Here is a 20,658-nt window from a genome sequence, read left to right as displayed (position 1 = left end):
TCTTTGGGTATGGCTTAGCGGGAGAGTGGTAGGGTGATGGTGACCTTGAGGCCTCCTAATGTGCTGCGCGATGCCTTGATAGTGCCGCTGTGCTGGCGGATGGCACTTTCGGTGATCGCCAGTCCCAGCCCGGTGCCGCCGCTGCTGCGGTCACGTGCCGTCGAGACGCGGTAGAATGGCCGGAATATATCCCCCAGTTCATTGTCGGGGACCCCTTCGCCGTTATCCTCCACCGTGATACACAGGCGCATAGCCTGCGTTGTGAAGCGGATCTGAATCGTATCATCACCATACTTGATGGCATTGCGGACGACATTCTCCAGCGCGCTGATCAGCAAGTTAGGATTGCCATGCAGCGGCCACTCCTCCAGCGGGGTATAGCTTAGCTGCTTGTTACATTGTTCGGCTTCGAAGCGGGCATCTTCCATCATGTCATACCATAGTGAGGCAGCATCGGTTTGCTCCCGCTGCTCGTGGCTGTTGACCTGCATCCGGGACAATTCCAGCAACTCGCCAATCATGGTCTCCAGCCGCTCGGCTTCAGTATCGATACGGGTGAGCTCGTTGCTCTCACCTTGCTTACGTTTTGCCAGTGCGGTGGCCATGCGCAACCGGGTCAGCGGAGAGCGAAGCTCATGGCTGATGTCGGATAGCAGACGTTGTTGGCCGCCGATCATGTGGTTGATAGCCTGGACCATTTGGTTGAAGCTGGCACCTGCCTGCTTGAACTCTTTCGATCCGGATTCTAGCTTGGGATCGGCTTCGAACTCCCCTTTGGCTACGCGCTCTGCGGCATTCTGCAAGCGGCGAGCCGGCAGGGATATCGCCCATGCCAACCACAGCAGCAGCGGGGTACTGACCAGCATGGTCAGCAGCAATAGCTGGAACGGCTTATCCAGGACCTGGATGAAAAACGGCGGCGGCTCCCTGACGATCCTGCCGATGTACATCAGCAAGGTGTCGCCCTTGTGTTTGACTTCGAACGGTCCGGCCATCATCCAGCGGCCATAGAGCTTCTGCTTGGGATCCTTAGGGCTGTCGGCCATGGTAATGAAATTACGCAGTGCCTTGCTGTTACGGCGTGGGGATATAACATCGCCATCGGTGGTGGTGAAGTAGAGCTGGAATCCCTTGTGGCGGTTGTGATCGGTAAAGCGGCCGAGCTTCTTCTCCAGCGAGCCGCTATTACTGGAAAGCTGGCTGGAAATGCTGGCAGCGGATTCTTGGAATCGCTCCTGCTGTGGCTGAGGGATAGTGTGTTGGGTACGCGGATCCAAATTGGGCAGTAACAGCAGTACCAGTACCACAATTAACAGGGTAAGCCAGAAGACCGCAAAGATGCGGCCGTAGAGGCTGGAAAAGCGCGGCAGCTTCATTATACGTCCTCGACCAGCAGATAGCCTTTGCCGCGCAGGGTCTTGATCCACGGCTTACCGTCATCGCGGACAGGCAGTTTCTTGCGCAGGTTGGACACGTGCATATCGATGGCACGATCAAACGGAGCAAGCCTTTTGCCTAGCACCTCAAGGCTGAGCTCGTTCTTGGCGATGATCTTGCCCGGGTGCTGGACAAAATAGCTCAGCAGCGCCAGCTCGGTACCTGTCATTTCGATAGGGATACCGTGGCACAGGACTTCCTGGCGTCCCGGGTAGATCTCGATATCCTGGTAGTTCAGGCACTCCGGTCCGGTTTTGGTCGAGGTGTTCTTGTTTTGGGTGCGGCGTAAGATAGCGCGGATCCGAGCCAGTAATTCACGGTCGCTGAATGGTTTGGGCATATAGTCATCGGCACCGAGCTCCAGCCCGAGCACCCGATCAATTTCTTCACCCTTGGCAGTCAGCATCAATACCGGGGTTTCATGCTTTTCGCGCAGCCGGCGCAGCATCTCGGTACCGTTCATCACCGGCATCATCACATCTAGCAAGATCAGGTCGATGCTGTCGTCCACCTTGGCTAACCCTTGTTCGCCATTATTGGCTTCGACAACCTCGAATCCTTCCATATCGAGAATATCGGAAAGCAATGAGGTCAGTTCAGTATCATCATCAACAAGCAGAATTTTGGCCATGGTGTCTACCTTCAATAGCAACAGCGATAGGGTAAGTATCCCTAATCAATGTAGGGCAGCCAAGTAAAACCACTTTAGCTTTACGCAGTTTTACGTTTGCCAGACAGCCCTTTACCTTGAAGGGGGTAATCTATAACCGTACCTGAGAACATGGTGCTGCAACAGCAGCCTCTATTGGAGAAGAACATAATGATGACTTTCAAAAAAACATTGGCTCTAGCAATTGCCCTTCCTCTAGCCCTGGGCTCTGCCTCTGCATTGGCATACGGTGGTGGCAAACACCACAACGGCCACGGTGGCAAAGGTGGCTGCGGCATGGACGACAGCCGTATGTTCCGCCAGTTGGATTTAACCGATGCGCAGAAGACTGAGCTAAAAGAGCTACGCCAGGCCAACAAGGAAAACATGCACGGCAAGATGGGCGAGCGTCATGCTGAGATGCAGTCGCAGCACCAGAAAATGCAGCAGCTGGTGCTGAGTGAAAACTTCGACGAGGCCCAAGTACGTGCCCTAGCTGAAGAAATGTCTGAGCAGCAAGTTGAGCGCCGTGTCGCTATGCTTAAGAAGCGCCACGAAATGATGCAAGTATTGACCGCAGAGCAAAAGACCAAACTGCAGGAGCTTCAGGCCGAGCGCAGTGAAAAGTGCCAGGCCAAAATGGAACAGCGCATGGAGCGTAAACAATCTAACTGATTGTAGTGATTGAACAGGGAAAAGCCGCCAAAGCACTTGGCGGCTTTTTTGTTATTTGCCCCCAAGTGAGGTAAAGCCACTTGGGGGTACTGCTTTGTAAATCATCAATTTGAATAATTTTGTTATTAATTTTCGTCATAAAAAAGCTATACTGCGGGGTATTGCCCAGCCCAGTGCAGTCTGTCTGGTGTGATTATCATGGATGAATTCACAATCACCCGCGGTCATCATCCTCATCCGGCACAACTGGAGGCGCTGGTGCCAGCCGTTATACTGAAAGAAGTAGAGTTATAGCGGCCGAGCAGTGCGCTGCTCGCGACTCCAGCCTAGGGGCTAACTGTTTATATCGATCCCGATAGTGTATGAGGTGGCGATAGTTTCCGCGTCATGCTGCAGTCGCAGGCTATCGTGATATGAATCAACAAATTTTTTTATCAAAATTGTAATACTCCTACATTAGTAGGAAAGTTACAGTTTACATAAGTCAGGGCCGGTTGAAGGCCTGTGGTCGAGCGGGGAACCTCGGCCGCTTATGTCGGATTTGAATTTTCATTTCCCAAAGTCAGAGGGTAACCATGATTAAGAAGATTGGTGTATTGACCAGTGGTGGTGACGCACCTGGTATGAACGCGGCTGTTCGCGGTGTTGTTCGTGCAGCATTGTCTGAAGGCATTGAAGTATACGGCGTGTATGACGGCTACCAGGGCCTGCACCAGAACCGCATTGAAAAGCTGACACGCTCTAGCGTATCAGATGTCATCAACAAAGGTGGTACATTCCTGGGTTCTGCGCGTTTTCCTGAATTTAAGGAAGAGAAAGTACGTCAGCAGGCTATCGAAAACCTGAAGATCCACGGCATCGACGCGCTGGTTGTGATCGGTGGTGACGGTTCGTACATGGGTGCGAAGAAGCTGACTGAAATGGGTTACCCATGTATCGGTCTGCCGGGTACGATTGATAACGATGTTGCAGGTACTGACTACACTATCGGTTACCTGACGGCACTGAACACGGTTATCGATGCGATTGACCGTCTGCGTGACACGTCTTCTTCTCACCAGCGTATCTCTATTGTTGAGGTGATGGGCCGCCACTGTGGTGACCTGACGCTGATGTCTGCGATTGCTGGTGGCTGTGAGTACATCATCACACCAGAAACCGGCTTGAACAAAGAAGAGTTGCTGGCGAAGATCAAAGAAGGGATCTACAAAGGCAAGAAACACGCGATCATTGCACTGACCGAATTGATGACCGATGCCAACGAGCTGGCGAAGTACATCGAAGATGAAACCGGTCGTGAAACCCGTGCAACCGTACTTGGCCACATCCAGCGTGGCGGCCAGCCAACAGCCTTTGACCGTATCTTGGCATCTCGTATGGGTGCATACGCAGTCGATCTGCTGATGGAAGGCCAGGGCGGTCGCTGTGTGGGTATCCAGAACGAGAAGATGGTTCACCACGATATCATCGACGCGATTGAGAACATGAAGCGCCCAGTACGTAAAGATCTTTACGCATTGGCTGACAAGTTGTTCTAAGGGGATCCCCTGAATGAAAAAACCGGCGACTATAGCCGGTTTTTTTGTGCCGCAAATTCTCAAATCTACCGGCAATATATTGCAGGCAATAAAAAAGCTACCCTCGGGTAGCTTTTTTTATCAGCCTGTCTTCTTCAAAAGAAGAGGGCGATTATTTTTTCGCTTCAGCAGCAGCTTTCGCGATAGCGGCGAAGCTTTCAGCGTTTAGAGCAGCACCGCCAACTAGCGCGCCGTCGATGTCTGGCTGTGCGAAGTAAGCTTGTGCGTTTTCTGGCTTAACAGAACCGCCGTACTGGATCACAACTTTCTTAGCAACGTCTTCGCTCTTCTCAGCAATGTGAGCGCGGATAGCGGCGTGGATGCGCTGTGCATCATCAGCTGTCGCTGCTTTACCGGTACCGATAGCCCAGATTGGTTCGTAAGCGATGATTGCGCCTTCTAGGGCTTCAACGCCTTGCGTGTTGATCACTGCATCGATTTGACGAGCACAAACAGCGACAGTTTCGCCAGCTTCGTTCTGTGCTTCAGACTCACCGATACATAGTACAGGTGTTAGGCCGTGCTCTTTTAGGAAAGCGAACTTCTTGGCAACGAACTCGTCTGACTCATTGTGGTATTCACGACGCTCAGAGTGGCCGATGATGATGTGGCTTGCACCAAAGTCTTTCAGCATCTCTGGAGAGGTATCGCCAGTGAATGCACCGCTAGCGTTAACGTCAACGTTCTGTGCACCTAGGATGATTTTGCTCTCACCTTTGCTGATTAGTTGCTCAGCCAGGTCAAGGTACATAGCTGGTGGTGCAACGGCAACGTCTACACCTTCAACGCCTTTAAGTTCAGCATCAAGGCCCTTAAGCAGGTTAGATACCATTTCTTTGCTACCGTTAAGCTTCCAGTTACCCATAACCACAGGATGGCGCATAGCTTTTCTCCATATCAAATTGACTTAAAAAATACTCAATAGCTTAATATACAGCCCCGGGGAGGTAACCCGCTATTGGCGGCGCTGAATACTAGGCTATAGAGTATCATCCGGCACGCACGCTGGCGGTCATATCAGTGAACACCGCGAGCAGCGCCAACATTACCACAGCTTAGGAAATCAGTTTCCTGTCCGAAATCATATCAGTGCTCGGTTGTACCCTTTTCCCCGGCAAAAGTGAACCGCTACGGAGGAATTTTTTTCACCTTGGTGCTATTCCCATCATGACGGGGAAAAAAAAGACAGTGATCCGTGATTGAAATATAGCCTGTATCTTTGGCGTAGTGGGATAAGATCCGCTAAGGTTGGGGGCTATTTCAGGATAAAGCCATGTCAAACATGGCTTTTCCCAACAAAAATAAGTGAAGTGTAAAGCACAAGGAGAAGCGGATGCCTAACTTAGTGATGGAGTACGCCGAGCCCGTTGTTGAGCGGGTTAATATTTCGGGGTTACTCGATGATCTACACACTATTTTGCTCGAATGCGGGGTTTTCGAGCCGGATTCGGTCAAGTCACGAAGCTACCGGTGCCATAACTGGCTGGTGGGTGAGAACCGCGATCTCGACACCTTTATCCACATCGAGTTGACGATGCTGTCAGGCCGCAGCGTTGAGGTGAAACGCGAATTATCCCGCGCTCTGATGACCGCGCTGGAGCAGCATGCCGGCACAATCAACAGCCTGACCATCGATATCCGCGATATGGATAATGATTGTTTCCTCAAGGTCAGCTGCTAGGCGGACTTATCCTGTGAGCCCGGACGGCGGAAAGGCTTGATGTCAGCTTGATGCTCGGTCAGGGTTTCCGGGGCATTGAGTGCCTGGGCAAAACGTTTGAGTTGCTGTTGCAGCTCGGCCATCAACAAGATATTGGTATGGTTGGGATTTTTTCCCTTGTCGATCACCTGGTTGATATGGCTCATCTGCGCTCGTAGCCGCGGCTGCATCTCTTCACTGGCATTGCTGATGATTTCCTCACTCATTGTCAAACGCAGTTCCTCGAGCTTCTCTGGCTCGTTTTCGGCCATGGCTTTCAGCTCGTCAAACGGTGGCAGTGTCTGCATTTTACTCCTCCTATCCCCAAACCTTTACCTCTGCCCTGCAGGTCACGGGCTGAAGTGATGCCTATCAGCAGGATTGCTATGCAATAAAGTTAGTTGTCAATAAGGTGACTATCTGGCTCAGGAGTGAGACAAAAGGGCATAACTAGGGAGAGGGAGAGAGGCAGGCTCGGCGACCAAACCTGCCGAAAGCGTTACCAGTAGTGCTCCATGGTGATTTGACCGGGTTTGCGGCGCAGGTTCTTGGTGAAGCCTTTTTGCTCCAATACCACTTTGGTTTCTCGGACCATTTCCGGGTTACCACATAGCATAATTTGACTTTTCTCTGGTGCCAGTGCCAGACCAACATGACGTTCTAGCATACCGTCTTCGAGCGCTTGAGGGATCCGGCCTGGCAGGGCGGGTGGCGCTGGCTCACGGCTCACGAAAGGCTGAACAATCAGCTGTTCAGGGTAGCGCTCTTTGAGGGCATTGATTTCGGCCTGGTAGCTGAGATCAGCCGAAAAACGTACCGCATGAACCAAGACAATTTTACGAAAGCGCTTCCAGGGCGATGCTTCGCGCAAAATAGAAAGGTATGGCCCGATGGCAGTACCTGTTGCCAATAACCATAGTTGCTCGGCATCGGGCACTTCGTCTAGGGTGAAATAGCCGTTGGCACGGGCAGAGATGAAGACTTCTTGGCCCGGCTCAAGGGCGTGCAGCCTCGGTGACAGCAAGCCGTCAGCGACCCGGGTTGCATACACTTCGATTTGATCTGTAGAAGGGGGATTAACGAAAGAGTAGGCGCGCTGGATCATTTTGCCATCAATCTCCAGTCCCAGCTTGGTAAACTGGCCGGCTTTGAACGGCTCGATGTTGGCTTGCAGCACAAGGCTGAACAAGTCATTGTTCCAATGTCGGTTATTGATGACTTTCGCAGGGATCCAGTCAGCCATAATGTTCTCCTCGTTATGATTTTATTATTCGATACGCGCAGCGCCTCTCTCCGGCAATGATGTGTTCCTGTCTGTTAACCTGGTATTCGTTGCCTAGCAAGCGTTGGAAAACGGCCAGTTCGGACTGGCAAAGTGATGGGCAACGTTGGGCTGCGTGGCAAATAGGGCAGTGGTTTTCGATCAGCACGAAATCTTCGCCGTCCTGGTGAAGTTCGGCCATATAACCCTCCCGCTCCCTGAGTGTAGTAAGGATCTGCAGTTTTTCTGCGATATTTTCCACTCCGGCCAGTTGGGCTTGGTATTGTTCAAAGGTTTGATCCTCCCGCCGATCGACAACCTTGCTTAGCCCTGCTTGGCCAAACAACTCCTCAACAGAATCAAGCATTTGAATAATAAGATCGCCATGACGGTCGGCAAAACGCCGATGTCCCTTCTGAGTCAGGTGCCAGTGGCGAGTCGGCCTGCCGACTTTGGCCTTGATGTCTTCGAAGTCGACCAGACCTTCCTCTTCCAGTCCTTGTAGATGCTGGCGAACTCCCATGGTGGTGAGCTGGAAATCCTCGGCAAGGATTTTGGCGGTGACCGGGCCTTCGCGTTTCATCCGATAGAGTATTTTGTCGATGGTTTTCATAGTCATCTTTGGTAACAAATTGGCATAGTTAATTATGTAGTCAGCTTTCTAAATAAAGCAACAACTTTACAAAGTCAAAAATACGAGGGAAAGGAATAAGGGAAACAATGCGAAGATGAGGGGGAGTTGAGGAGATAAAAAAGCGCGCCAGGAAGCGCGCTAGATAATCGATATGACGTATGGGGCTTTACAGGATATGGCCCTTGATCGCGTCGTCTTTACGATTCAGGTAGTGAGTTGATTTGATACGGCGGATAGTACGGCACTTGCCGCGGATCAACAGTGTTTCTGTTGTCGCGATATCGCCTTGGCGACTGATGCCTTCCAGCAGATCACCTTTGGTGATGCCAGTCCCGGCAAAGATGACGTTATCGCTACGTGCCATGTCTTCCATGCGCAGTATGGTATTGGTCTCAATGCCCATTTCATGACAGCGGTCGATTTCCATCTGACCGTGTTTGCGGTTTTCTTCGGTGTCGCCTTTCACTTCGTGGCGAGGCAGCAGGCGGCCGTGCATGTCACCGCCAAGTGCACGAATTGCAGCGGCAGAAACAACGCCTTCAGGTGCACCACCGATGCAGTACATCACATCGACTTCGCTGTCAGGCATACACGTTAGGATTGATGCGGCAACATCACCATCAGGGAAGGCAAACACACGTACACCCATCGCTTGCATTTCAGCAATAATACCATCGTGGCGAGGCTTCGCTAGCGTAGTCACGACTAGCGTATCAAGGGTTTTACCTAGTGCTGCCGCGATGTTCTCTAAGTTTTCAGTCAGTGGTTTAGCCAGATCAATGACGCCTTTCGCAGCAGGACCGACAACCAGCTTTTCCATGTACATATCTGGTGCTTTAAGGAATGAGCCTTTCTCGCCAGCCGCCAATACTGCCAATGCGTTGTTCTGGCCCATTGCTGTCATGCGGGTACCTTCGATTGGGTCTACCGCAATATCCACAGCATCACCACCAGTACCGACTTTCTCACCGATGTAAAGCATAGGGGCTTCATCGATTTCACCTTCACCGATAACAATTTCGCCTTCGATTTCTGTTTGGTTTAACAGGGTACGCATAACCTCAACGGCAGCGTTATCCGCTGCAATTTTATCGCCACGGCCTAGCCATTTATAGCCTGCAAGTGCTGCACCTTCAGTGACACGGGAAAATGCCATCGCCAAATCGCGTTTCATGGTAACTCCAGAAATAGAAATCAGTGGGCTAGGGCCTGTAGGCTACAGGCCCAGAATAAATCTGGCGGCGATTTTAACACAGGTTGCAAGGAAACGTTTGCGTTAGCGCAAAAATGTTTATTTCTTGCCATTTCGCCACCAATGGACGAAAAAAGGCCTGCTTTCGCAGGCCTTGATGGGAACCGAGGGTAACGCTAGGGGTGGGCTTTCACCTTAGATGTCGTCGCCATCTACCGCCCAGCCTTTGGCGCACTCGACAGCACGCTTCCAGCCGTTGTAACGACGGCTACGCTTGCCTTCGTCACTGCAGGCGATGAACTTACGGTCCAATACCGCTTTGTTCTTCAGCTCATCGATGCTGCCCCAGAAGCCAACGGCAAGACCAGCTAGGTAGGCTGAGCCAAGTGCTGTCACCTCGGTAACCACTGGACGGTGTACCTCGGTATCCAGAATGTCAGACTGGAACTGCATCAAGAAGTTGTTGGCAACGGCGCCGCCATCAACACGCAGAGTGGCCAGCTTGATACCGGAGTCCGCCTGCATTGCATCCAGTACGTCACGGGTCTGGTAGGCCACACTTTCTAGCGTTGCGCGGATGATGTGGTTGCTGTTAACACCGCGGGTCAAGCCGACGATAGCACCACGGGCATATGGGTCCCAGTATGGCGCGCCAAGGCCGGTGAAGGCCGGTACCACATAGACACCATTGGCACTGCCGACTTTCTCGGCAAAGTATTCGGAATCCCCGGCATCGCCAATCAATTTCACTTCGTCACGTAGCCACTGGATGGAGGCGCCGCCCATAAACACAGCCCCTTCCAAGGCATAAGCCACTTCACCTGTCGGGCCACAAGCCAGTGTGGTCAATAAGCCGTTATGTGAGGTGACTTTTTCCTTGCCGGTATTCATCAGCAGGAAGCACCCTGTGCCATAAGTGTTTTTCGCCTGACCCGGTTCAACACACATCTGGCCGAACAGTGCGGCTTGCTGGTCACCAGCGATACCCGCGATTGGGATACGGGTACCACCCTTACCGCCAATGTTGGTCTTACCGTATACTTCAGACGACGATTTCACTTCCGGCATCATGGATAGCGGGATATCCAGTGCTTTAAGCAGTTTTTCATCCCACTGAAGGGTATTGATGTTGAATACCATGGTACGGGAAGCATTGGTGAAGTCGGTAACGTGAACACGTCCTTGGGTCATCTTCCAGATCAGCCAGGTATCAACGGTACCGAACAGTAGGTTACCGGCTTCGGCTTCTTCGCGGGCGCCTTCGACATTGTCGAGGATCCATTTGATTTTGGTGCCTGAGAAATACGGGTCAACAACCAAACCGGTGTTTTCACGGATGTATTCTTCAAGACCGGCGTTTTTCAGTTCTTCACAGGTATCTGCTGTGCGGCGGCACTGCCAGACAATCGCGTTGTAAACAGGCTTACCTGTGTTCTTGTCCCAGACAATGGTGGTTTCGCGCTGGTTGGTGATACCGATACCAGCAACTTGATCGGAGCGGATCCCTGCCTTGGCCAACGTTTCAACCAGCGTCGAACTTTGGGTGGCATAGATTTCTAGAGGATCGTGCTCGACCCATCCAGCCTTTGGATAGATTTGGGTGAATTCACGCTGTGACGAGCACACAATGTTGGCGTTGTGATCAAGCACCACGGCACGGGAGCTGGTCGTACCCTGATCCAGCGCAACAATGTACTTTTGCTCAGTAGTCATAACGGTTTCCTCTCATTGTCATTATATAAGGGTAGTAGAGTGTGGTGTTCTGATCGGCCTGTGCGGGGCAGGCCGATAATGTTCAATAACTTGTGTGTTAGGCTTTCGCTGTTTCTTCGCCAGTCTCTTCGCACTGGTTCGGCAGGGTGCAGCGATTGCCCGGCAAGTAGGCGCCGATGGCTTTAGGATATAGCCAGCCACCGAATGCAGCACCCATGATTGGCGCCAGGATAGGCACAATCATGTATGGGATGTCTTTACCACCGGTCAGGGCCATATCGCCCCAGCCAGCTAAAAAGGCGAAGAATTTAGGGCCGAAGTCACGTGCTGGGTTCATGGCAAAGCCAGTCAATGGACCCAATGAGCCGCCAATCACGGCAATCAAAATACCGATAAGCAGTGGTCCCATCGCGCCGCGAGGGGCACCATTTTTCTCATCGCCAATGGCCAGGATGGCGAACATCAATACGGCGGTGATCACAAATTCCACCGCAAATGCGCCGACAAATGACAGGGCGGCATGCGGGTAGGTTGAGAAAATACCGGCAGTCGCCAAGCTTGCTTCGCTGCCGCGGACAATACCGTTGGCGGTTTCGAACTCAACAAACAGGTTACTGTACAGGCCGTAGATCAATGCCGCAGTACAGAAAGCACCGAGCATCTGTGCGGCGATGTAAGGTAAGACTTTGCGTTTGTCGAAGCCGTGAAAAAGGGCAAGGGCAATGGTAACGGCTGGGTTGATATGGGCACCGGAAACGCCGGCGGTACAGTAGATAGCGATGGCAACGCCAAGGCCCCACATGATACTGATTTCCCACTGGCCGAATTCGGCCCCGGTCAGTACCAGTGCGGCAACACAACCGACGCCAAAGAAGATCAGCAGCCCAGTACCAATGAACTCGGCCAGGCATTCGCCGAGCAGGGTATGTTGTTTTTGGGTAGTCATTGTTCAGTCCTTTTGTCAAATGTCGTAGGGGTATAGCTATTTTTGTATTTATGTGTGGCTAATGTACTCGAATCCACCAAGAATAAAATTGGACCGAACGAAAAGTGTGCGTTCGAGCATAAAATGAATTTGTTTTTTGAGCGTTCGCGCAAACGGTTGCAATTTGGCGGGAAATTCCCCCATTGCTACCAGTTGCTTAATGGTTGGCGGGGTGAAAATATGGATATTGAAGGTATGTGTTTGTTTTTGAAATAAAAAATCCGACCTAAGAAGGTCGGATGTGCCAGAGGGGCAAATTCTTGGATTTTTCCAAGAGAGATACGATCAAGATAAAAATTAGCACGCTGTCGGTGCATTAAAATAGAGTTTGATCGCAATTCTACGCATTTGGCTGCGAGGCCGAATGAATTTTGCACGGCTTGCTCATTTCTTTTGCCAATCTTCTTGGCGTTACACTTGGGCGGTATAGCAAGCGCATGGAAAGCAAGGATTTGATGAATTTCGCGCAAAATTTCCCCATTTGCCAAAAAGCATGGTATTTGTAGATGTCAGAAGGCGGTAGCCTCGTTAGAATAGGTGATAATCAATCGTAAATGTGCCTGTGGAACGTTGCCTTAACAGTTAGGGCAAATAGATAGGCTGAATACAGGTGGACAATATGTCATTAGAAATGTTCGAAAAGCTGGAAGCCAAAGTACAAATGGCTGTTGATACAATTTCCCTGCTACAGATGGAAATTGAAGAACTAAAAGAAACAAATAATGGTCTGGCGGGCGAAGCGCAAGAATTGCGTTCTAACCGTGAAGAGCTTGAGCAAGAGAACAGCAAACTGCGTCATGACCACGAGGCATGGCAAGAGCGCGTACGTGCGCTATTGGGCAAGATGGAACACGTTGAATAAACGTACTGTTGCCGGGCAGTCAATGCGCCTGCCGTGCAAGAAAAAACAGAGCCGACTGGCTCTGTTTTTTTATGGGTGTATGACAGGTTTTTATGGGTGCATTGCAGGCTAGTCGATATCGAGCGGCTCGGGGGAGAGGATCACCCCGGTATTGTCAGCATAGATATGATCTTCCGGCAGGAAGGTGACCCCACCGAAATTGACCGCGACATCCATCTCGCCGATACCGTTTTCATCGGCGCCGACGGGAATCGAGGCCATGGCCTGAATACCGATATCCAGCTCGTCGAGATCATCAACGTGGCGGACACAGCCATAAATGATCAACCCTTCCCACTCATTGTCGACGGCTAACTGGGCTAGTTCGGCATCGATCAACGCCCGACGCAGAGAGCCGCCGCCATCAACCAGCAATACCCGGCCAGCCCCTGTTTCTTGTAGGGTGGAGCGGATCAGCCCGCAATCTTCGAAGCATTTAACCGTGGTAACTTGGCCGCCAAAGGAGCTACGACCGCCATAGGAGCTGAACATGGGTTCGACGACGTCAACTTTGTCGAGATAGATATCGCATAACTCGGACGTATTATATTCCATAAGCGCGCTTCTTCTGTGGCAATTGAAAAGGGTTGGTTGGCCGCTGGCTGCAGCGGCCAAGCTTAACTTGTTGAAAGTATAACCAGTTATTTAGCCTTCGCACAAGGATATATCCCTTCGCACTTTAAGGTTAATTAGGCCGCAGCCAGCACTACGCCAGCTGCAAACAACAGGTTGGTGAGCAAGGCACATTTGACCATGGTTGCCATCATCGGGCGCAGCGCGGCCCCGTCAGTCGACTGCAGTACCTGCTTACCGTGCTTGAACAGTAGCGGGGCGCTGAGGATAAACAACCAACCAAATGGAGAGTGCAGCTCCAGCAAGGCAAACAGTGCCAAACACAGCACACTGCCAAAGAGCAAGAACAGGTGGTATTTGCGGCCCCATTCCGGCCCCATGCGCACTGCCAATGTCAGTTTTCCACATTCACGATCGTTGTCGATATCACGCAGGTTGTTGATATTGAGTACGCCAACGGCAAGTAGGCCGCAAGCCGTTGCCGGTAGCATGATGATTGAATCAATCTGCCCGGCTTGCAGGTAATAGGTCCCGGCCACACCGAGCCAGCCGAAGAACATCAAGACCGACAGGTCACCCAAGCCACGGTAGCCGTAAGGCTTGTTGCCGACGGTGTAGGCAATCGAGGCGGCAATCGCCATCAGGCCGAGCAGCATGAAACCGACCATATCCTGCAGGTTGTTGGTGGCGATAAAGATCAGGCTCAGGCCGCTGGCAGCGGTCAGGATGATGTTGAGGATCATCGCCTTGCGCATGGCTGACGGAGTGACGAGGCCAGACTGGATCGCTCGCTGGGGACCCAATCGCTGGTCGTTATCTGTGCCTTTGACTGCATCTCCGTAGTCATTGGCGAGGTTGGAGAGAATTTGCAATAACAGTGCGGTCAGCAGGGCCAGACCTGCAATGACTGCGGAGAAACTTCCTTGCCATCCTGCTACTGCACTGCCACAAATAATTGAGGCGATGGCCAGAGGCAGGGTCTTCGGCCTTGCAGCATCGAGCCAAATTGCGAGAGAAGATGATTTCATAATGTGATCTTAAACCGGTAAACAAGTAGGTGCTTATTATGGCGTAACTGTAGCAGGGGGCAACTTTATCGCCACTTTGTTTGTTTGAGAACAAAAAAACGGCACCCTGTAGGGTGCCGCTTGACAGTATTAAGTGAGTGCCGGGTTATAGGATAAAGCGGCTCAGATCTTCGTCTTCAACCAGCTCACCAAGGCGTGAGGTGACATAGGTATCGTCGATCACAATCTTGTCACCGGATTTTTCCGAGGCATCATAAGACAGCTCTTCCATCAAGCGTTCCATGACGGTGTGCAGACGGCGGGCGCCGATGTTTTCGGTACGCTCGTTCACCTGCCATGCGGCTTCGGCCAGCTTGTCGATACCGCTCTCGTCAAAATCGATGTTCACCGACTCGGTCGCCATCAAGGCCTTGTACTGCTCGGTCAACGAGGCATTCGGCTCGGTCAGGATGCGTTTGAAATCGTTGCTGGTCAGTGCTTCAAGCTCAACACGGATCGGTAGGCGGCCTTGCAGTTCTGGGATCAGATCCGATGGCTTGGCGACCTGGAATGCGCCAGAGGCAACAAACAGGATGTGGTCGGTACGGACCATACCGTGCTTGGTTGATACCGTGCTACCTTCTACCAGCGGAAGCAGGTCACGCTGGACCCCTTCGCGAGACACATCTGGGCCCGAGGTATCGCCACGCTTACAGATTTTGTCGATTTCATCGAGGAACACAATACCGTTGTTCTCGACAGCAAAAATCGCCTGCTCTTTCAGCTCTTCCTGGTTAACCAGTTTTGCGGCTTCTTCCTCGGTCGCGGCCTTCATCGCGTCCTTGATTTTCATCTTGCGTTTATTGGTGGTGCTACCTGCCAGGTTCTGGAACATCCCCTGAAGCTGGTTGGTCATCTCTTCCATGCCCGGAGGGGCCATGATTTCGACACCCATCTGCGAGGCAGCAACATCAATTTCGATTTCTTTGTCATCCAGCTTGCCTTCACGCAGCTTTTTGCGGAATGACTGGCGTGCCGATGAACTGTTGTCGGCTTCTTCGTTCTGGCCCCAGGCGTCGCGTGCCGGTGGCAGCAGGATGTCGAGGATACGGTCTTCGGCCAGCTCTTCTGCACGGAAGCGGACTTTTTCGGTGGCCTGCTGGTGGGTCATTTTAATCGCCACATCCGTCAGATCGCGGATAATGGTTTCGACTTCTTTACCGACATAGCCCACTTCGGTGAACTTGGTCGCTTCGACCTTGATGAACGGCGCATTGGCCAGTTTTGCCAGGCGACGGGCGATTTCTGTTTTACCGACGCCGGTCGGGCCGATCATCAGGATATTTTTCGGGGTTACTTCAACACGCAGTTCTTCTGGTAGCTGCATGCGGCGCCAGCGGTTACGCAGGGCAATGGCCACCGCACGCTTGGCTTTGTCCTGACCGATGATGTGGCGGTCAAGCTCGTGGACGATTTCGCGAGGAGTCATATCAGACATAGCCCTTCCTTATTATTCTTCAAGCTCTTCAATAGTGTGGAACTGGTTGGTGAAGACGCAAATATCACCGGCAATGGTCAGTGATTTTTCGGCGATTTCACGGGCGCTGAGATCGGTGTTCTCCAGCAGTGCGGTTGCTGCCGCCTGGGCGAAGTTACCGCCTGAGCCTATCGCGATCAGATCGTTTTCCGGTTGAACCACATCACCGTTACCCGTGATGATCAGTGAGCCGGTTTCATCCGCAACGGCCAGTAAGGCTTCTAGCTTGCGTAGCATACGGTCGGTACGCCAGTCTTTTGCCAGTTCCACCGCTGCTTTTAGCAGGTGGCCTTGGTGCATTTCCAGCTTGCGCTCGAAACGTTCAAATAGGGTGAAGGCATCCGCTGTGCCGCCGGCAAAGCCAGCCAGAACTTTGTTGTTGTATAAACGGCGCACCTTGCGGGCGTTACCTTTCATGACTGTGTTGCCAAGGGACACCTGGCCATCACCTGCGATAACGACTTTACCGTTTCGACGAACAGATACGATAGTTGTCACGGTCTTACCTCTTTTGGTCTGTTCCGGCCATCATGCCGGTTTCGATATATTGCAGATCTGGGGACGGCTGGGAAAAGTTTCAAGGGGCAAAAGAAAAGGATGCCATTGGCATCCTTGTTTATTCGGTTGCTGGGCTATTCCCAGAACCAGATAGCGCATGGCTCGATACCGGCCCGGCGTAACTGGTTGCGATCGCTCTCGGCCTTGCGCTTTTGCGGGTAAGGACCGAGCACGACCCGGTACCAGTTGCCCTTTTCACCCTGGCTGACCTTGATTTGGCTGGTCAGTCCCTGGAAGGCGATCATCGCCTTACGCTCCTCGGCCTGGCTCTGGCTGCGGTAGGCGCCGCACTGCATCAAGTATGGCTTGGTAGGGGCTTGTTCTTTTTTGGCTTCTACCTGTACTTCCCTGTTTTCCAGCTCTTCGATATAACGCCATTTCTCTTCCGGTTTAGGCGGTAGAGGCTTGGTCGTTTTTGGCGGCGCCACAGGCTCTGCCTTCGGTTTTACCGGCTTGACCGACTCGGGCTTGGTGGCCGGCGGCCCGGTCTGTTGCTGGGTTTGTGGTGCCGGGTTGGCGGATAGGTAGTATAGCCCATAGCCCAATCCCCCAACCAAGCACAGGGCGATAGCCGCCCATTTGAACGGGAAGCCATTGCTTGGGGCTTGATTGCGGGTGCCACGGGGTTTCTTGGCGGCAGCTCTGCCGCGTTTGACGTAATCTTTGGTAGCCACGGTGTCAATCAGTAAAAGGTAAGTAGGATAAACCTATGGTACAAATTTGCGTCAGCTCTGACCAGACCTTGCGATGCATCCTGACTTTGAGGTTGCACCGTAAGGCATAGGTTTTGTGAGCTTGTACCCAAAAATAGCCCAGTGAGCCCGCTTAGTTGGCGGGTGGCGCGGCACTTTCGCGGATCACCAACTTGGCATCAAGCAGGCGGGAGCCAGAGGCAATGTCTTTACCCTTGAGGATATCAAGCAGCATCATCATCGACTGACGGCCGATCTCGTAGCGCGGCTGGGATACTGTGGTCAGCGGTGGATCGCAGTATTCAGCAAACTGGATATCATCGAAGCCGACAATCGACAGATCTTGCGGCACCCGGAAGCCTAGGCGTTTGGCTTGCTGCATAGCACCGATTGCCATCACGTCATTGTGGCACAACAAGGCCGTTGGTGGCTCAGGTAGCGATAAGAGGGCCGTGACTGCACGGGCACCGCCGGCAAAACTGAAGTCACTCTTGACCGTATAGGCGGGGTTGAGCTCAACTCCGGCCCGACGCAACGCCTGCTGGTAACCCTGTGAGCGGAACTGGCATAGGGCGGCATTGTCTGGCCCAGTGACTTGGGCAATGCGTTTGTGCCCCATCTGGGTAAGATAATTGACAGCCTCGAAAGCGGCGGTCAGGTTGTCGATATGGACGGTTGGCAGTTCGAGTTCCGGGGCAAATTCACACGCCATGACCATCGGCGGCAAGTTCTTTTGCTCGGGTTTGCTGACATCAAAGGGGAGATCGGTGCCGAGTAACAACATACCGTCGGCTTGTTTGGTGAAGACTAGGTTTACAAACGAATTTTCACGGGTTTTTTGTTGCCCGCTATCGCCCAGCAGGACCAAATAGCCATGCTCCATTGCCGCTTCTTCGATACCCCGGATGATCTCGGTGAAATAAGGATCACAGATATCAGGGACGATAGTGACGATGGTTTTTGATTCGTTGCGACGAAGATTCCTAGCCAGTGAATTGGGTGAATAGCCAGCATCCATGACCGCCTGTTCGACCTTTTTCCGGGTCGAGGCTGACACTTTTTCCGGGTTCATCAGGGCACGGGAGACCGTGGCCGTCGAGACACCGGCGAGCTGGGCAACATCCTTCATTGTCGCCATAGTTAAGGTTCCTCTCTATTATTTTTCTCTCTTTTGCCGCTGGGGGATCATGGCCAAAACGGTCGATACCTGAGCCAGCGAGCTTGTTATTGTAGGCTGTCTGCCGGGGATTAAACATGCTTTAAACAGCATAAATTACATCCAAGATGTGACTTAGGTCGCATTGTTCATTTTAAGTTAAATCCTGTGGTTCGACATCGATAGACCAACGGATTTTCTTGGCAAGAGGAAGCAAAGCGATGGCTGGCTTGGCAACAGACAACCACTGCTGCAATGCCCTGCGGCTCGGTGCTTGTAGCAGTAATTGCCAGCGGTAGCGGCCCGCCCGGCGTGACAGCGGAGCGGGGTTGGGCCCCATCACCATTGTCTCTTGGCTGGCGACAGGACTGGTTTCAAAAATGCCTCTCACTTGCTGGAGAAACTGCTCAACCAGCTCGCTTTGGTTGGCCTCGGCCCGAAGCAGGGCCAAGTAGGTGAACGGTGGCAGCCATGCCTGCTTGCGCTCACTCAGGGCATCCGAGGCGAAGTGATCGTAACCCTTGTAGAGCAGCGCTTGGAGCAAGGTATGTTCGGGGTGGTGGGTTTGCAACACCACTTCACCGGGCTTGCTGGCCCGCCCCGCACGGCCGGCGACCTGGATAAATAGCTGGGCTAGGCGTTCGCTGGCCCGGAAATCGTTGCTGAATAGCGCGCTGTCGACATCAAGCAAGGCGACCAGGGTGACATCGGGGAAGTGGTGTCCTTTGGCCAGCATCTGGGTGCCGATCAAAATCTGGTATTCGTTGTTGCGGATCGCCTCAAGGTAGTGCTCCAGGCTGCCCTTGCGGCGGGTGCTATCGCGGTCGATACGCACTGTCCTGTAACTCGGGAACAGCATCTCGAGCTGCTGCTCGAGCTGCTCGGTACCGACCCCGACCGCATTGAGCTGGGTCGAGCCACACTGGCCGCACTGGTGCATCATCGGCCGCTGGGTGGCACAGTGGTGGCAGCGCAGCTCGCCGCTTTGCTGATGAAAGGTATAGTAGGCGTCACAGCGCTTGCACTCGGCCAGCCAGCCACAGTCATGGCAGATCACCGCCGGGGCGAATCCGCGGCGGTTGAGGAACAGCATGACCTGGTTACCGGCCTCGAGGTGCTGGCGCATTCTGGCAATCAATGGCGCAGATAATCCCGCCTCCAGATACTGCCCCTTGACGTCCAGTACGCCATGGCGGGCCGCTTGGGCGGTGCCTGCCCGGCGTGACAGGATCAGGTGGTGGTACTTGCCGCTTTTGGCGTTGTGCAGGGTTTCCAGTGCCGGGGTCGCCGAGCCGAGAACAATTGGGATATTGGCCTGGCTAGCACGCATCACGGCCAGATCCCGGGCATGGTAACGCAGGCTGTCCTGCTGCTTGTAGGAAGCGTCATGCTCCTCGTCGACAATGATAATGCCGAGGTTGGCAAACGGGGTGAACAGGGCTGAACGGGTGCCGATGATGATCCCTGCTTGATTATCCCGCCCGGCAAGCCAGGCTGACAGCCGTTCGGTATCGTTGAGCCCGGAATGGATCGTTTCCAGCGGCACATTGAAGCGGCGGCGGAAGCGGTTGATGGTTTGTGGTGTCAGGCCGATTTCCGGCACTAGGATCAACGCTTGCTTGCCGGCAGCCAGCACGGGTTCTAGCAGGTTGAGATAAACCTCGGTCTTGCCCGAGCCGGTGACTCCTTCGAGCAGGTAGCAACCGAATTCCGGGTTGGCGTTGACACTGGCAATCGCCAGTGCCTGCTCCTCGTTGAGACGGGGCTTCTCCTCGGTAACCGCGAACTGCGATTGCCAGTGACGCAGAGCCGGTGTTTGCTCAATCGCTTCAATCCACCCCTTATTCGCAATGGTTTTCAGTATGGGCCGGCTGATCTCTTCGGCCAGTAAGGCTTCCTGACTCAATGCCCCTTGGCGTAGCATGTTCAGAACCTGTGCCTGGCGAGGAGCTCCCTTGAGAGCCGTTAATGGCTGGTTATGTCCGTCCTCGGTCAACTGCCACATCTTCAGCGTCGATGGAGCTGCTTCCCTTCCTTTGCGTAAGTAGGTCGGCATCGCATTGGCCAGCGTATCACCGAGTGGATACTGGTAATACTGACTGGCCCAGTTCAGCAACTTGAACAGGCTCGGTTCCCACAGCGGCGTCTCATCCAGTACGCTGTAGATGGGCTTGAGCTGGTTGATGGGAAAATCGGACGTATCGGCGAGTGCCATCACGATCCCAACGAGTTGCTGTCGTCCGAACGGCACTTTGACCCGCCCGCCTATGGCAGGTTGCTGGCCGGGCTTGACCAGGTAATCAAATTGCTTGTCTAAGGGGACAGGAAGGGCCACTCGGGCGATGTTGGGCGTCATATATAACCGCTAAATCCGCATGTACTAAGATAGAGAAGTGTACCCTGCCCAGCCTC

Annotated in this window: 21 protein-coding genes; 4 read left to right on the top strand and 17 right to left on the bottom strand. The window is 53.0% G+C overall.

The annotated features are described in order from the left end of the window. Positions 1–14: 14 nt before the first annotated feature. Positions 15–1,376, bottom strand: a complete 1,362-nt coding sequence (gene cpxA / locus L4D79_RS21620; protein ID WP_428654261.1) for an envelope stress sensor histidine kinase CpxA — start codon at positions 1,374–1,376, stop codon at positions 15–17. Next, positions 1,376–2,068 (bottom strand): response regulator, encoded by a 693-nt coding sequence (locus L4D79_RS21615; protein WP_428654259.1) that lies wholly within the window; start codon positions 2,066–2,068, stop codon positions 1,376–1,378. Before L4D79_RS21615 ends, cpxA begins: the two co-directional genes overlap by 1 nt. Positions 2,069–2,257: 189 nt before the next feature. Between L4D79_RS21615 and L4D79_RS21610 the strand changes: the two genes are divergently transcribed. Together L4D79_RS21610 and pfkA are read left to right on the top strand one after the other, a co-directional pair. After that, positions 2,258–2,761 carry a CpxP family protein gene (locus tag L4D79_RS21610; RefSeq protein ID WP_428654257.1) on the top strand — a complete coding sequence of 168 codons (504 nt, stop codon included), beginning with the start codon at positions 2,258–2,260 and terminating at the stop codon, positions 2,759–2,761. A 575-nt stretch (positions 2,762–3,336) separates the two neighbouring features. Beyond that, a complete protein-coding gene (gene pfkA, locus L4D79_RS21605; protein WP_428654254.1) occupies positions 3,337–4,299 on the top strand; it encodes a 6-phosphofructokinase in 963 nt (320 codons plus the stop codon). A gap of 151 nt (positions 4,300–4,450) precedes the next feature. Here the strand turns inward: pfkA and tpiA are convergent, their stop codons facing one another. Then, positions 4,451–5,221, bottom strand: a complete 771-nt coding sequence (gene tpiA, locus L4D79_RS21600) for a triose-phosphate isomerase (protein ID WP_107349789.1) — start codon at positions 5,219–5,221, stop codon at positions 4,451–4,453. 450 nt (positions 5,222–5,671) lie between these two features. On the opposite strand from tpiA, the gene L4D79_RS21595 reads away from it, so the two are divergent. After that, on the top strand, positions 5,672–6,019 hold the full coding sequence (locus L4D79_RS21595; RefSeq protein WP_428654251.1) for a 5-carboxymethyl-2-hydroxymuconate Delta-isomerase: 348 nt from the start codon (positions 5,672–5,674) through the stop codon (positions 6,017–6,019). On the opposite strand, the gene L4D79_RS21590 is transcribed toward L4D79_RS21595, so the two are convergent. The 7 genes from L4D79_RS21590 to L4D79_RS21560 form a co-directional block, all read right to left on the bottom strand. Further along, the gene (locus tag L4D79_RS21590; protein ID WP_428654249.1) at positions 6,016–6,345 is read right to left on the bottom strand and encodes a DUF3135 domain-containing protein; all 330 of its coding nucleotides are present in this window, start codon (positions 6,343–6,345) and stop codon (positions 6,016–6,018) included. The genes L4D79_RS21595 and L4D79_RS21590 overlap by 4 nt on opposite strands. Positions 6,346–6,536: 191 nt before the next feature. Further along, positions 6,537–7,280: a ferredoxin--NADP reductase gene (locus tag L4D79_RS21585; RefSeq protein ID WP_428654247.1), complete on the bottom strand. Its 744-nt coding sequence runs from the start codon at positions 7,278–7,280 to the stop codon at positions 6,537–6,539. A 13-nt stretch (positions 7,281–7,293) separates the two neighbouring features. Further along, the gene (locus L4D79_RS21580; RefSeq protein ID WP_428654245.1) at positions 7,294–7,911 is read right to left on the bottom strand and encodes a helix-turn-helix transcriptional regulator; all 618 of its coding nucleotides are present in this window, start codon (positions 7,909–7,911) and stop codon (positions 7,294–7,296) included. Between the two features lie 187 nt (positions 7,912–8,098). Next, positions 8,099–9,106 (bottom strand): class II fructose-bisphosphatase, encoded by a 1,008-nt coding sequence (gene glpX, locus L4D79_RS21575; protein WP_428654243.1) that lies wholly within the window; start codon positions 9,104–9,106, stop codon positions 8,099–8,101. 213 nt (positions 9,107–9,319) lie between these two features. After that, on the bottom strand, positions 9,320–10,837 hold the full coding sequence (gene glpK / locus L4D79_RS21570) for a glycerol kinase GlpK (RefSeq protein WP_428654241.1): 1,518 nt from the start codon (positions 10,835–10,837) through the stop codon (positions 9,320–9,322). Positions 10,838–10,934: 97 nt separating this feature from the next. Beyond that, positions 10,935–11,783: an MIP/aquaporin family protein gene (locus L4D79_RS21565; protein WP_428654239.1), complete on the bottom strand. Its 849-nt coding sequence runs from the start codon at positions 11,781–11,783 to the stop codon at positions 10,935–10,937. Between the two features lie 185 nt (positions 11,784–11,968). Next, positions 11,969–12,292, bottom strand: coding sequence for a hypothetical protein (locus L4D79_RS21560; RefSeq protein ID WP_428654237.1), 324 nt, complete (start codon positions 12,290–12,292; stop codon positions 11,969–11,971). Positions 12,293–12,441: 149 nt separating this feature from the next. On the opposite strand from L4D79_RS21560, the gene zapB reads away from it, so the two are divergent. After that, positions 12,442–12,684, top strand: coding sequence for a cell division protein ZapB (gene zapB / locus L4D79_RS21555; protein ID WP_428654235.1), 243 nt, complete (start codon positions 12,442–12,444; stop codon positions 12,682–12,684). Between the two features lie 108 nt (positions 12,685–12,792). Here the strand turns inward: zapB and rraA are convergent, their stop codons facing one another. From rraA to priA, 7 genes are all read right to left on the bottom strand, one after another. Then, the gene (gene rraA, locus L4D79_RS21550; RefSeq protein WP_428654233.1) at positions 12,793–13,278 is read right to left on the bottom strand and encodes a ribonuclease E activity regulator RraA; all 486 of its coding nucleotides are present in this window, start codon (positions 13,276–13,278) and stop codon (positions 12,793–12,795) included. A gap of 134 nt (positions 13,279–13,412) precedes the next feature. Further along, a complete protein-coding gene (locus L4D79_RS21545) occupies positions 13,413–14,324 on the bottom strand; it encodes a 1,4-dihydroxy-2-naphthoate polyprenyltransferase (RefSeq protein WP_428654231.1) in 912 nt (303 codons plus the stop codon). 145 nt (positions 14,325–14,469) lie between these two features. Continuing rightward, complete coding sequence (hslU, locus tag L4D79_RS21540) at positions 14,470–15,801, bottom strand: ATP-dependent protease ATPase subunit HslU (protein WP_428654229.1); 1,332 nt, start codon at positions 15,799–15,801, stop codon at positions 14,470–14,472. A 12-nt stretch (positions 15,802–15,813) separates the two neighbouring features. Further along, positions 15,814–16,338 (bottom strand): ATP-dependent protease subunit HslV, encoded by a 525-nt coding sequence (hslV, locus tag L4D79_RS21535; RefSeq protein ID WP_107299002.1) that lies wholly within the window; start codon positions 16,336–16,338, stop codon positions 15,814–15,816. Positions 16,339–16,472: 134 nt separating this feature from the next. After that, positions 16,473–17,072 (bottom strand): SPOR domain-containing protein, encoded by a 600-nt coding sequence (locus L4D79_RS21530; RefSeq protein WP_428654226.1) that lies wholly within the window; start codon positions 17,070–17,072, stop codon positions 16,473–16,475. Between the two features lie 151 nt (positions 17,073–17,223). Beyond that, positions 17,224–18,228, bottom strand: a complete 1,005-nt coding sequence (gene cytR / locus L4D79_RS21525; RefSeq protein ID WP_255040362.1) for a DNA-binding transcriptional regulator CytR — start codon at positions 18,226–18,228, stop codon at positions 17,224–17,226. A 172-nt stretch (positions 18,229–18,400) separates the two neighbouring features. Further along, a complete protein-coding gene (priA, locus tag L4D79_RS21520) occupies positions 18,401–20,602 on the bottom strand; it encodes a primosomal protein N' (protein ID WP_428654223.1) in 2,202 nt (733 codons plus the stop codon). Positions 20,603–20,658: the final 56 nt, after the last annotated feature.

This window comes from Photobacterium satsumensis (assembly GCF_050336935.1).
Taxonomy (GTDB): Bacteria; Pseudomonadota; Gammaproteobacteria; order Enterobacterales; family Vibrionaceae; genus Photobacterium; species Photobacterium satsumensis.
Note: the sequence above shows the minus strand (reverse complement) of the source record. Positions and strands in the feature narration are given on the sequence as shown.

Coding starts and splice junctions, on each gene's coding strand:
- cpxA (WP_428654261.1), bottom strand. CDS start 1,376: ATGAAGCTGCCGCGCTTTTCCAGCCTCTACGGCCGCATCTTTGCGGTC.
- L4D79_RS21615 (WP_428654259.1), bottom strand. CDS start 2,068: ATGGCCAAAATTCTGCTTGTTGATGATGATACTGAACTGACCTCATTG.
- L4D79_RS21610 (WP_428654257.1), top strand. CDS start 2,258: ATGATGACTTTCAAAAAAACATTGGCTCTAGCAATTGCCCTTCCTCTA.
- pfkA (WP_428654254.1), top strand. CDS start 3,337: ATGATTAAGAAGATTGGTGTATTGACCAGTGGTGGTGACGCACCTGGT.
- tpiA (WP_107349789.1), bottom strand. CDS start 5,221: ATGCGCCATCCTGTGGTTATGGGTAACTGGAAGCTTAACGGTAGCAAA.
- L4D79_RS21595 (WP_428654251.1), top strand. CDS start 5,672: ATGCCTAACTTAGTGATGGAGTACGCCGAGCCCGTTGTTGAGCGGGTT.
- L4D79_RS21590 (WP_428654249.1), bottom strand. CDS start 6,345: ATGCAGACACTGCCACCGTTTGACGAGCTGAAAGCCATGGCCGAAAAC.
- L4D79_RS21585 (WP_428654247.1), bottom strand. CDS start 7,280: ATGGCTGACTGGATCCCTGCGAAAGTCATCAATAACCGACATTGGAAC.
- L4D79_RS21580 (WP_428654245.1), bottom strand. CDS start 7,911: ATGAAAACCATCGACAAAATACTCTATCGGATGAAACGCGAAGGCCCG.
- glpX (WP_428654243.1), bottom strand. CDS start 9,106: ATGAAACGCGATTTGGCGATGGCATTTTCCCGTGTCACTGAAGGTGCA.
- glpK (WP_428654241.1), bottom strand. CDS start 10,837: ATGACTACTGAGCAAAAGTACATTGTTGCGCTGGATCAGGGTACGACC.
- L4D79_RS21565 (WP_428654239.1), bottom strand. CDS start 11,783: ATGACTACCCAAAAACAACATACCCTGCTCGGCGAATGCCTGGCCGAG.
- zapB (WP_428654235.1), top strand. CDS start 12,442: ATGTCATTAGAAATGTTCGAAAAGCTGGAAGCCAAAGTACAAATGGCT.
- rraA (WP_428654233.1), bottom strand. CDS start 13,278: ATGGAATATAATACGTCCGAGTTATGCGATATCTATCTCGACAAAGTT.
- L4D79_RS21545 (WP_428654231.1), bottom strand. CDS start 14,324: ATGAAATCATCTTCTCTCGCAATTTGGCTCGATGCTGCAAGGCCGAAG.
- hslU (WP_428654229.1), bottom strand. CDS start 15,801: ATGTCTGATATGACTCCTCGCGAAATCGTCCACGAGCTTGACCGCCAC.
- cytR (WP_255040362.1), bottom strand. CDS start 18,228: ATGGCGACAATGAAGGATGTTGCCCAGCTCGCCGGTGTCTCGACGGCC.
- priA (WP_428654223.1), bottom strand. CDS start 20,602: ATGACGCCCAACATCGCCCGAGTGGCCCTTCCTGTCCCCTTAGACAAG.